Source organism: Paenibacillus gyeongsangnamensis, from assembly GCF_027533625.1.
Taxonomy (GTDB): Bacteria; Bacillota; Bacilli; order Paenibacillales; family NBRC-103111; genus Paenibacillus_G; species Paenibacillus_G gyeongsangnamensis.
The window spans coordinates 297,207-309,548 of the sequence record NZ_JAQAGZ010000002.1; the positions used below are offsets into that span (position 1 = coordinate 297,207).

Sequence of the window (12,342 nt, forward strand, 5' to 3'; positions counted from 1 at the left end):
CTCTTATATTATTATATTATGGTATTATTTCAAATTATTCGACCAAGCTTCGGCGCGCTTCTGCAGATCGTCGAGGAATGTTTTCGCATCCGGCGCGTTGCCTTGGGCCGCTTGGCTGGCGTATCCGTTGATGGCCGGCACGATATCGCTCAAGAAGAACGGATTCGCTTCGTCCATCAGTTCGGAGTGGGCGACGTCGGCGATTTTCAAAGCTTCTTTTACAAACTTGTCTTCGGCCGTTATGAAATCCGGATTTTTCAGCGTCGGCGTATAGGCAAAATATTTGTAGTTATGCTTTTGCGTTTCCGGGCCGGCGAGGAACTTCATGACTTCCCAGGCGGCTTTTTCGTCCTTAACGTCTTTGGCCATGATGAACGGGTCGACGGCAACCCAGCTCTCGCCTTTCGGTCCGATATTCATGGCCGGCACGAAGCGGTCTATGATGTCTTTGTTTTTATTGACGCGGAAGTCGCTCATTGTAGTCCCGCCGGTTTGGTCGAGACCAATCGCGATACTGTTTTTCGCAATACCGAAGCTTTCTGCGCCTTGCGCGTTTACGAATCCCGGAGGTGCAAGAGGCGCCATTTCTTTTAGCCACTCGACCACCTTGACCATTTCCGGGCTGTTCAGCTGCCATTTGATGTGTTTCATATCGCTTAGGCTGCCTTCAGCGCCTTTGGCGCCGAAAGCCAGCGTCAGGCCGACAATAGTGGAGCCGTTAAGAGAGTTGCCTGACCAATAAACGCCGTAGTTTTGTTCTCCGGTTTTCGGATTTTTGCCCGTCATTTTCTTGGCAGCGTTCATAATTTCGTCCGGTGTCGCTTTGCTGGATAACGGCTTTACTCCCCAATCGTCAAACAGCTTCTTGTCATAAATCGTCATCCGTCTGCCGAGTACGGCGGGAATTCCGAACTGGTGCGTTTTGTCAAGAGATTTGGTACTGTACGAATTGTTCCAGACGCCATCCAAATAAATTTTCGGATCGAAGCCGGAATCCGCTTTAATCAAATCGTCGATGTCCCGCAGCAGTCCTTGTTGATACCACTGGGCCGCATACGCTCCCCCGGTGTACAGCAGGTCCACGTCCTTGGAAAGCAGCATCGCGTACTGCTTAGCCTTCGCATTTTCCCAAGGAATCTGATAAATTTCCAGCTTAATGTTGGGGTACATCTTATTGAACGTTTCTTTCAGAAATTGATTGAGCCCAACGCTCTCGGCGCCGGTCTGGGCATCAATGCCGTTATCGAGCGTCCATCCGGCTAACGCAACCCTGACCGTGCCGGCCATATCGGACTTTTTGGCGACCGGCTCGGTTTGCTCCCCATCACCGGAACTGGATGATGAACAAGCGGCGATTGACAGCGTCAGCAGGATCGAGATCAAGACAAGCAACGCTTTTTTCATCGGCTTATTAACTCCCTTCGGTTTGTTTTACCCAAGATGGCTTACATGCTTAACTCCGTCGTTATCTGCCTCTGCCCTACATCGCATTCACCCCCACCGTAATGAAACCAGGACGACTTATTGCTTGATCCCGGTCAGAGCAATACTTTCGATGATATATCTTTGTAAAAACAGATATACGACGACGACGGGCACGAGACTGACGGTGGTGGCGGCCATGATGATGGACGGGAGCTTGTTGATGCCGTTGTTATATGTGAACATCGCAAGCCCAAGCTGTATCGTATATTTCGCCGGTGATTTCAGCGCAAGCAGCGGCCAGAGCAGGTCATTCCATACCCCAAGGAACAACAAAATGATCATCGTGGCAACAATCGGCGTACACAAAGGGAAGTAGATTTTGCCGAATACCGAAAATTCCCCGGCTCCGTCAATAATGGCTGCCTCCCGCAAGCTGGAGGGCAGCTGGTCAATAAACGCTTTCGCCATGAAGGTGCCGAACGCATAGTGCATTGCCGGCAAGTAAAACGCCCAGTACGTATCGATCAGCTTCATGCTGCTGAACAACAAGTATTGTGGAATCATCGTCATTTCAAACGGAATCATGAGCGTGCTCAGTGCTAACACCAAGACGAAGTTCGAGCCTATGAACCTGATCTTGGACAGGGCATAGCCGGATAATAATGCTGACATGACGCTCACAACAATGACGCCGGCAACAACCGTCAGCGAATTGAAAATGTATTTCAGCATCGGCACATTCGTGAAAGCCGCCCGGTAATTTTTGAGTGACGGATCGAGCGGCCAAAATCGTGGCGGAAATCCGAGCTCAAGTCTTGCCGCCCAGTCGAAGCTTGTACTGATCATCCAGATGAGCGGAATGATCATAACCAGCGATCCCAGCGATAGCAAGATGACCAATATCCTTTGCATGGCGGCGTCTCGGCGCTTTTTAGAGCCCGTCTTATGAACAATCGATGTTCCCGGCATGCTTCACCCCTCCTTTAATCGAAGCTGTCTTTTTGCCTGTTAAGGCGCATCAGCAGTACCGTCAAGATGAGAATGACGATGAAGAGCAGGTAGGATGCCGCCGTCGCGAGACCCATTTGACCGGCCAAAAAGGCGTTTCGATAAATGTACATCACCGAGGTCAGCATCGTTCCACTCGGATTGCCGGCCGTCCCGCCGATGAGCCACACATCCGTAAATCGCTTCATGCTGCCTATTGTTCCCATGACGATCATAAAGACGAAAATCGGCCGCATATACGGAATGGTAATGTACCACCACTTTTTCAACCCGGCGGCGCCGTCCACTTCGGCAGCTTCGTATAAATCGCGGGGGACGCTTTGCAATCCGGCGATGAAAATGATCGTGTTGTAGCCGAGCGCTCCCCACAGACTCATTAACACGATGCTGATTTGTGAAAACCGCGGATCCGTAAACCAGCCGATTGGACCAATCCCAACGGCCCCCAGTACGAAGTTGAGCAGTCCTTGCTTCGTCGGGAAAAATAAAAAGCTGAACAACAGCGTCGTCGCCACCGCGGAAATAACGTTGGGCAGAAAAAATATGCCTTTGAAGAAGTTTTTCCCTTTCACCCATTTAACGCTGTTGATCATGCTAGCCAATACGAATGAGACGATGATACCGAGCGAAACAGATAAAATGCCCATATAAATCGTGTTGAATAACGATTTCCAAAAGATCGGATCGTTTAGTGCATAATTATAGTTGGACCATCCGACCCATTTGCCGGCAAGTGTGGCGCCCGACGTTTGATTGAAGCTTAAATACAAAGCGGAAAACATCGGATAAATGGCAAAGACCAAAATTCCGAGTACCAAGGGCGCTACGAACACATAGCCCATCCTGTTATTGCGCTCTTTTACCCTTCTCCTTCTTCGTGCCGGATCGGGCATCCGAACCGAAGCCGTCTGTGCAGAAACGGCCATCAGCTTCACCTCCTAATTAGTGTGTCGACGGTATAGCAACCGGCTTACCCATCGCAACCGATTCATCGATGGCGAAACACAGCTCCATCGATTTATAGGCATCGAAGAAATCGCATCGCGTTTTCCTATTGCTCTTAACCGCTTCTACAAAATCATTGATTTCATGCACGAACGGATGATGGGAGACATCGCCGCTATCGGGAAGAATGGTCGGCACGGTCGCATAATCGGTTTGGCCGGGAAGTTTGTGAGTGAACAGTTGATTGTTCATTACGGATCCCTTTTCCCCGAGAAGATGGATGTTGAATTTATAAGGAGTCCTACATTCCAAGGAGGAAGAAACTTTGGCGACGCCGCCATTTGCCAGCTTCATAATGGCGATGGTGTTCGGATCGAATTCGTATTCCGAATCGGACCATGTGCTGCAAGAGTAGGCTGTCACTTCCTCGACATCGCCGGCAAAATACCGGACGGCGTCGACTGCGTGACAACCTGCGGAAAGGATACTGCTCCCTCCCAACGCCTTCTTGCTGCTCCAACGATATTGGCCGTATTGCGGGCCGATATGATGCCAGTAATCGATTTGCGCCATAAAGACACGTCCAAGGGCATCGTCATCGATCAGCGATTTGATCGTTTCGAAGGCCGGATTCCAGCGCAGCACGAAGCTGGCCACGGTCGTCACCGGATGCTCCTTTAGCGCTTGCGCCATTGCAATTAGACTTGCTTTTTCCATTGTCAACGGCTTTTCGATCACGATATGCTTGCCGTATTTCGCCGCCAAAATCGTTTGCTCGGCACGTATGTCGGGTGTCGAGCAAAGGACGACGGCATCGACTTGCGGATCCCGAACAACGAGCTCGTAGGAATCGCATATGGTTGAATCGATGCCAAGCTCGGCCAGTCGCACCTTGGCTTGAACGGGATTTCGCGTGACAACTCCGTAAACTTCTGCGTCCGGGTGATTTCGAATCGCCTTCAAGTATTCTCCCGCCACCCAACCAGTACCGACAACTGCAAATTTTATCGCCATATTGAGATCACCTTCCAGTGTATAAATGAAAGCTTCTTATACAGGAAATCTGATTGCGTTAGGCCGAGTCCACGCCATATGTTGAATGAACCCTTCGGCATAGGTGCACCCAGCTTGAATTCCCCTCATCTTACCGAGCGTTTCGACGAAACCCAAAATATCGACATGATCGTGTTCCTTTAACCAGGTCAGCTGGCTTTGATGCTTCCGCAGCATTCGGAGCTTCGTTTCAAATGTATCGGTGACATCGACGTAAATCGTCGGCTGAAAATCAATCCCGGATAAATTGTCCATATAATATAAAGCTGGCACTTTTTTGGCGATCGGGAAGCGGTCGGAGAATGCCGGCAACGTGGCCGTAAACGTTGTGTCAAACACGAGCTTGCTGACGGCGACGTGATCCGGCATGTAATCATTGGGTGCATGAGTAATGACCATATCCGGCTGAACCGATCGGATCAGGTCGATGAATGTCGTTTTTACGGATTCGTCTTCAGAGGAAATTTCCCCGTCTCTGAGCCCTAGACTTATGACCGGGCAGCCGATCAGCTCACCCGCCTGCTGCGCCTCGCCCTTCCGGATTACGATCAACTCGTCCGCGGGAATTACATAATGGCCCTTGTCACCGGTGCTGGCGTGGCACAGTACGACCTCATGTCCGGCCTGCTTCATCTTCGCCAGCGTTCCGGCACATGAAATTTCCAGATCGTCCGGATGTGCGCCAATAGCAAGAATGTTCATCGCACGCTCTCCATTCGCGTCAATTCAGCTCCGCTGTCAGCGGTCCGGCCAATTCTTGAAGAAAGAACAGCTTGCCCGGAAGCGTCGGCATGTAGGAGGAAGGCACCCAAGGCGAAGGGCCGTAGCGCAGCGTCGTCCAAAGCGACATCCCCTGCCACATCATCCCCCGCCCCATCGCTCCGTCGGCCCCGCCGATGGCATAATCCGCTTGTAGGAATAAGCCCGGACCGATCGTATTGGCATAGCACGGCACGAGGGTCGTCCGGCTTTTGAAGCTGGTGATCGCATTCTGCTCGACGGTTAACGGATGCAGGTTGGCGCCCACACGATGCGTCTGTGCCGCCCACTCTTGATCGCCAGCGAATTCAGCGGCAAAGTGTGGCTCCCAAAAAGCGATGTGAAACACCCGGCCGATGCCGTAAACGACAATTAATTTGGCTCCTTGCGACTTCAGATCGTTGATTTTATCCGCATAAAGGGGAAGATTGTCCTTAGTGGCGTAATTTCTTTGTGATTCCGGAACGGTAAACTCCCCTAGAGGGCCGTAGAACGCTTGCTCCATCCCGTATTGGAAAGAGCCGCTGTTTGAAGCCGGCAGCGTATTGCCTTCGGAATCGCTCCATTCATCCATGTTGAAGCCGTACACATGATCCGCTTGAATGCCCCAGCTTTGCAGGAAAAATACCGTCCACTTGTACATCCCCATAGGACCGACCGGAAAAATAATCGCAAGCTTCTCGCCCCGGTCTCTCGCCTGTTTGATTTGCAATGCGATTTCGTGCCCTAAGTAGGTATTGAACTCATCCAGACTGATGCAGCTGATCGGCTTAAATTCGTCATGCCAATGATGCTGCTTGTCGAACACCCGTTCAGGTGCATGGCTCGTACACTTGTCGATCTTAGCCAAATCCCAGCCTCCCGGCAGTAAGGACTGAAATAACGATCCGCTCAGCGTGGATAATAAATTCATTTGAAACCCTCCTTGATTCGTTAATGTCTGGATTCGAATTCATCCACCGATTTATTAAAAATATATGGGGTATGACAGTAGTACATGTCTTATTTGTGAGGGTTGTGTAAATATTATTTCACCCTTGGCTACCTGGGGATTTAATTCTCCAGCACCTTGATTAATGTAAGGATAGCGCCGCCTGCGGATATCGCATTTTCTTTGTGGCTGGACAGCACGATTTTGCACGATTGCAAAAAAGGTTTCAGTGCCCGCTGGCGCACTTCCTCGAGAACCGTATTCAGCATGAATTCACCGAGCAGTGAAAATCTGCCGCCGATCGCAATGACCTCCGGATTGAAAATGTTCACGATGTTGACGATGCCTTGGCCCAAGCTTCTGGACATATGGCCGACGACGCGAACCGCCGGCGGGTCATTCAGCCTGACGGCTTCCGCTATTATGCTTTCATTCAATCGATTAGGATCGCCTTGGATTAGCTCATGCATGATGCTTTCGGGGTGGTCATGAAGAGCGGCCCGCATCGCATTCATGAGCGATTGAGTCGACACCATCAATTCGAAGCAACCGCGGTTCCCGCACGGACACAGCTCTCCGTTCACATCAAGCGACATATGGCCGATTTCCAGGCCGACGCCGTTTGTCCCTTGCAGATTTTCGTTGTCATTATTTATCATAACGGAAGCGCCCAATCCATTATTGATCGATAAGTAAACGAAGGGACTGGCGCTTTTTTCGAACCGTTCTTTCTCATAGGTGGCCGCCAGCAGCGTTTCGTTCTCAATAAAAATCGGATACGGAACCATCTCGCTCAATTTGTTGTAAATATCCACTTCCGTAAGATCGAGCGGGGTTGAGACGAGAATCGATTTCTTATCGCGATCGAGCAGTCCGGGGACTCCGATACAAATACCAAGCAGCTCCTTCGATTCGTCCAGAACCGAATCGAGCAGCTTATGGATTAAATCGAGGAACGTATGATGCAGTGCCTCTTCCGTCATTTTTTTGCGATTGGAATGGTGCGTGATCGTAATGAGCGGCTCGGTTTTTAAATTGAATATCGTACCTGAAACGCCCTCTGCGTTAAACTCCATGCCAATGACGTATTTATGCATGCTGTTGATTTCGAGAGTGATCGCTTTACGTCCGGCGCCCGGATTGTTCATGAGCGAGCTTTCAATGACTAGTCCCTTGTGAATTAATTCTTCAACGATCGTAGAAATGGTCGTCGGACTTAATTTCGTCAGTTTTGACAAATTGGCGCGTGAGATTCGGCGACAGGATTGAATGAGTCCGAAAACGGTTCTCGTATTCGTTTTCTTGATTTGTTGTTGGTTAGCGATTCTAATCAAATCCGTTTGCCCCTAACGTTTCGTATTCGACTCCTGTAATGCCGGCACGTACGAATTCGTGCCGCTCCCTGCGAATTCATCCGGCGGCTGAACGAATTCGTGCAGGCCTGCACCCGATGGAAGCGATTTTATATTTATTATATATGCAGTTGATGGACGAAATAACACGTCAGGACAGCGAACACGAAACGTTAGCCAGATCGTACGCACTCTTTCACGTTAAAGAACCGAAGCGACAAGCGCTTCGGTTTAAAGTGGAGGAATGTGGTCTCACATACGACGATCATGCGCCCAGTTCATCGGTTTGGTCCTGAAATAGACAAGCGAATTCGACCCTTTTTGAAATCGACAAATGATTCTTATCGTGTTGACGAGACTTATATTAAAGTCAAAGGAAAATGGATGTATCTTTACAGGGCAGTTGATTAGGGCAGCACAATTGATTTCATGCTGGCAACTAATCGTGATGTTGATGCGGCGAAACGATTTTTCAAGAAGGCTTTATCTTCGCCTCATAATCAATCCCCACGCGTAATTACGGTTGATAAGAACCCTGCGTACCCACCCACGTTGCAGCAATTAACGAATGAAAAAGTCCTATCGAAAGAAACCTTAATCCGACAGACAAAGTACCTTAACAACATTGTGGAGCAAGATCACCGATTCATAAAGAAAATTACAAATCCCATGCTTGGTTTCAAATCGTTTCTGACTGCTGATAAGACGTTGAAGGGAATCGAGTGCATGCATATGATTAGGAAAGGACAGGCCGAATGTGATCATTCGCAGCAGTTGAACTGATTAATAGATTATTTGGATTAGTAGCATAAGTAAACCTAATAACTTGTAGTACTTTTTGATCGTTTTAAATGTTTGCACCAGAACCAATATCATTCACTCCTCTTTATGTATAAAAAGGGCATTTGAAAAATACCGATCAAATGCGCTCGTTTTTTTGCATTTGGCAGGCTATATATTTTCGATCAGAAAAAGAATGAGGCGCCTATGAAAAGCAGACTTGGCATAGAAGAAATGAGCTGGATCCGCGCGGATCGACTGGAGAGACTGATGGAGTAACACAAAAAATAGCAAGGCAGAGATTAGTCTGCTTTACTTTTTTTCATTGATAATCTCATCATTTTAATTAGGGTGTTACCACGTTATGTTGCCCGTTACTTCGATGAAGCTCGGGGAGCAGCTGCCGCGGCAATCTGCTCCCCAATAAATCCACTATATTACCGACATCGTGCTCTCCATACGCACCCTGCGTGCCCAAGGGAAGAACCGGCGTAAAGCGGACGTGAGCACATAGCTCATTCCAGAAAAGAATAGATGACGGGATGCCTGCCGGGCGCTTGATGCCTGTAGGCTTTTTCTATATCGGTACTGAATAGTTCGAAATCATTCAACGTCGCCGTTACATACACATGTACATCTTGCCCTACAGCTTGCTTCAGACTGTCGGCATCGGATAGACGGACGGCCGGAAGACCGTGAACCGCGGACAGTTGCAACAGCGCTTCGGACAACTCACCGGCACCGTAGATATTGAAAACGTCTACGCCGTCCCGCTTCAAACGGACGATCATGTCATAAAGCAGCGCCTGCCTGCCGAACCGGTCGCGGAATTGAACATAATATCGGTACAAGAAATCCGGGTCGTGTAATGTCAACAGTCCCTGCGGCCAATTTGCACTAAACACGGAAGAGCCGTAGTTGCACATGTCGAGAAAACGGGCTCCCCCTTGAGCGAACCACCGGTCGTCGATTCGGTCGCAGATCGGAGCGATTTGGGTTCCGCAAAAATTATCCTGATGGGTCAAGGAGCCGAGCAGTTGCGCTTCTCGAGGGGTCGGCATATCGATCGCACGGTGCAGAGGCAAACACCACTGCCGCCGGTCTCTGGACGGGTCGGGCAGCAAGCCCGGCTTCGCCTTATCAAAAAACGCGGCAGCCTCCTGAAACCTACGAATCCCTTGCTGGCAAGCTTCTTTGTAGGCAAACTCCTGTTGTTCGTGTGCAAGGTCAGCAAGCACCGGCCGCACTTCCCCGCTACCGCTTCGTTCGTATTTCAGCGTCGATCCGAATGAGCCCATCATCAGCTCTTCCAAAAAAGCCGGACTTCTGGCGATTTTCCCAGCAAGGTCAGCTTCGGATCCGGCGCTGCCGAAATAGCACCGTAAGTCCAAGCCTCTGAGCAAATAGTCTGAGGCCCGTTCAGTACCGACCGCCATCAAGTGAACCATTGGTACATCGTAACCGGCCTTCATGACGATCGCTTGCAAGGAGCTTTGAATCGTGCCGTTGAAGCCGATATCAAGCGTAACGATAGGACTTTCGAAGCCGCCGCAATGCTGCCGCAAATGATCGATAAGCAGCTCGCGCTGCAACTTGATGCGCGATTCGATTTTCCGGACGAACTCCTCTTGAAGCAGGTATGATTTCAGCCGGTCCGCTATCGCCACTCCCGCCTCGTCGAACAGAAGCCGAATATCGCGTACCGACATATCCGCATAGGGCCGGAAATGTCCGATTTCCGATTCGAGATCCAAAATGACGAACAGATCGGTCACCTTCACCCAATTCAGCCCCATCAACCGCTCTAGCTCCGTTTCCCCGAAGCTGTCCATGGACGGCAAAAAGGCGGCTTGCCGCGAAATGTTGACCGGATAAACCATCAGCTCCAAGCCTCTGCGGCTGATGACGCGCTCCAGCATCGGAGCAAGCACATGCGCTTCCCGCATCAGCGGATGGATAGCGGGGTAGTTCTCTTGAACGCACAGCTCGACCGCCCATTCGCAGAGTGCGTGGAGAAACGGCCCCAGTATCGTAGTGCCGATCCGGTAGTACTCCAAAGATGCCTCGTCCAACGGAGAGTCCGGCAGCGTCTGTGCGGCCCATTTTCTCAGCGACTTGATCTCCGGAAGAACGGCTCCGTACCGCACCTCTTCCCAATGAAACAGACTTTCGAAGCTCTCGGGAACGACTCCGTAATAGAGCGTATCGATGCGGCGGCTCTCGGCTCCGCGTATATCGGCGGAAATGTTATCACCGATATGGACGATCGAGCTTGGAGGTACGTCCGGATAAAGCGCAAGCAGCTTATCGAACAAGCCTCCGTCTACCTTGCTGCATCCATGCTCGCAAGAAATGAGCAGACAGTCGATCCAGGACAGCTGAAGGCCTACAGCGGTCAGCAGGTCGAGCATCTGTGCCGAGTTCAGATACATATCCGACACCAACACGATGCAGCAGCCTCGGCTTTTCCCGTAACGCATGAGAGACACGACGGCCGGATTCAAATAACCGAATTCCGCCTCCGTCGCAAGCTCCAGCTTCATCAGCGCTTCCCGATCCATCAGGGCAGCCGGAATTTGTTCATAAATATCGGCCAAGGTAACTTCCATATACAATTGCCGTCCCCCGCGACTTCTGGCGGCCCTTTCAGCCTGCTCTCGGATGTAACGGAATTCCTTCGGATGAAGCGGCTTTGACAAAACCCCGAGAGTTCCCGCCTTCTCGCCCGTCTTCTCGAATATGTCGGCAGGCGCCCCTGCTGCCCGAAAAAGAAGTGTATCGAAAATATCCAAGGATATAATACGATAATGCTCAATGGAGTCCCGTAGCGATGCAAGATAGCGATCGCTCAGCCATAGCTCGGTCCACTCGTACGAGATCGTATTCATAAATGTGTTACCTCCTGAAACAGAGATGAGGGGTGAATGTATCGTAAAGCAACCTTTGATTTCCGTTATTATCCCTACTTACAACCGGTATCTGGAGCTCGGTGAGCTGCTCGAATGCCTGGACAAGCAGCATGAACGGCGTTTTGAAGTTATTATCGTCAACGATAACGGGCAGCGGATCGACGACGTTATTCAGCCATACCGCGACTGTCTCGACATTCGGACGATACACCTCGAGCAAAACTACAAGCATATCTACGCCCGGAATCGAGGCGTCGCGGAGGCGCGAGGGGATTACATTTTGCTTTGCGACGACGATGATCTGCTGCCCAAGATAATGAGATAAGCACCAAAAATTTGAAGACTTCGCGAAGCATGATTCATATGGATACCCCTTTCTCCTACTAAAATTATTATATTGCCAAAACCGTGAAGGTCGCCGCAAGATCATTTTTTTCCGTTATGGCGTGAATAATAAAAAAAGAATGCACCTTAACAAGAAAGGAAACATTCTGTTTATTATAAGGATATTCCTATGACATATATGCCTTAATTATGCGGTATCTAAAATCTACATAAATAATTTGTGATGAGCGCAGATATTTCCGTTCAATATCGTTCAGTATAAAATTCAACCTCTATGATGTCCGTGAAATTATGAGAATCAGAGGTATACCGGAATCGTAAGAGGCTTAGATCCTCGCTTCTACCTTGTTAAGTTAGAATTTAATTATGATTGGAAGTTATTCATCCCACTATTGTCAAATTTTTTTACGAAATAAACAAGTCAATCAAACCACAGCCTGAATTAGCCTTTGTTCTTGTATTGAGTTATTTTCTAATGAATACTCTCGTCTCTTAGCCACACTCCTTCTAACTCATCAACCTTCCATTCTAATTGCTTTATGTATTCTAACATTCGTGTTTGTGTCTGTTTGGTGATAAAACCTAGGACTCCATCGTTTTCCATTTTCATGACCTTTTCAAAGTAGGAACTCTTCTTACTTATTTCTTTACACCGAGAATTTCTAAAAGATAATAAAATTCTCTCGAATTGTTCCCAGACCTCCAGCCTGTTGTGCAACAACATCAATTTATAGTAATGATCACAATTGTTCGTAAAAGGGAAATCAAAATATTTTTTGGTATACTCTACTGAGGATCTTAGGGAATTTATTTTATCCTCTACCAATTTAATAAG

9 protein-coding genes and 1 pseudogene are annotated in these 12,342 nt (G+C 49.2%); 2 read left to right on the top strand and 8 right to left on the bottom strand.

All coding sequences use genetic code 11. The features are described from left to right. Window positions 1–24: 24 nt before the first annotated feature. From O9H85_RS04355 to O9H85_RS04385, 7 genes are all read right to left on the bottom strand, one after another. The gene (locus O9H85_RS04355; protein ID WP_269880070.1) at window positions 25–1,404 is read right to left on the bottom strand and encodes an ABC transporter substrate-binding protein; all 1,380 of its coding nucleotides are present in this window, start codon (window positions 1,402–1,404) and stop codon (window positions 25–27) included. Window positions 1,405–1,521: 117 nt separating this feature from the next. Further along, the gene (locus O9H85_RS04360; protein WP_409348103.1) at window positions 1,522–2,337 is read right to left on the bottom strand and encodes a carbohydrate ABC transporter permease; all 816 of its coding nucleotides are present in this window, start codon (window positions 2,335–2,337) and stop codon (window positions 1,522–1,524) included. A gap of 71 nt (window positions 2,338–2,408) precedes the next feature. Beyond that, on the bottom strand, window positions 2,409–3,359 hold the full coding sequence (locus O9H85_RS04365; protein WP_269880072.1) for a carbohydrate ABC transporter permease: 951 nt from the start codon (window positions 3,357–3,359) through the stop codon (window positions 2,409–2,411). Window positions 3,360–3,375: 16 nt separating this feature from the next. Next, on the bottom strand, window positions 3,376–4,392 hold the full coding sequence (locus tag O9H85_RS04370; RefSeq protein ID WP_269880073.1) for a Gfo/Idh/MocA family protein: 1,017 nt from the start codon (window positions 4,390–4,392) through the stop codon (window positions 3,376–3,378). 36 nt (window positions 4,393–4,428) lie between these two features. Continuing rightward, complete coding sequence (locus O9H85_RS04375; RefSeq protein ID WP_269880074.1) at window positions 4,429–5,133, bottom strand: PIG-L deacetylase family protein; 705 nt, start codon at window positions 5,131–5,133, stop codon at window positions 4,429–4,431. Between the two features lie 19 nt (window positions 5,134–5,152). Next, entirely contained in the window at window positions 5,153–6,103 is a 951-nt protein-coding gene (locus tag O9H85_RS04380; RefSeq protein ID WP_269880075.1) for a sugar phosphate isomerase family, read from the bottom strand. 140 nt (window positions 6,104–6,243) lie between these two features. Further along, complete coding sequence (locus O9H85_RS04385) at window positions 6,244–7,455, bottom strand: ROK family protein (RefSeq protein ID WP_269880076.1); 1,212 nt, start codon at window positions 7,453–7,455, stop codon at window positions 6,244–6,246. Between the two features lie 240 nt (window positions 7,456–7,695). Here O9H85_RS04385 and O9H85_RS04390 point away from each other — a divergent pair. Next, window positions 7,696–8,285: pseudogene (locus tag O9H85_RS04390) on the top strand (IS6 family transposase); the annotation flags it as partial. Between the two features lie 483 nt (window positions 8,286–8,768). On the opposite strand, the gene O9H85_RS04395 reads toward O9H85_RS04390, so the two are convergent. Further along, window positions 8,769–11,141, bottom strand: a complete 2,373-nt coding sequence (locus O9H85_RS04395) for an HAD family hydrolase (RefSeq protein WP_269880077.1) — start codon at window positions 11,139–11,141, stop codon at window positions 8,769–8,771. Between the two features lie 55 nt (window positions 11,142–11,196). On the opposite strand from O9H85_RS04395, the gene O9H85_RS04400 reads away from it, so the two are divergent. After that, a complete protein-coding gene (locus O9H85_RS04400; protein ID WP_269880078.1) occupies window positions 11,197–11,487 on the top strand; it encodes a glycosyltransferase in 291 nt (96 codons plus the stop codon). Window positions 11,488–12,342 lie beyond the last annotated feature (855 nt).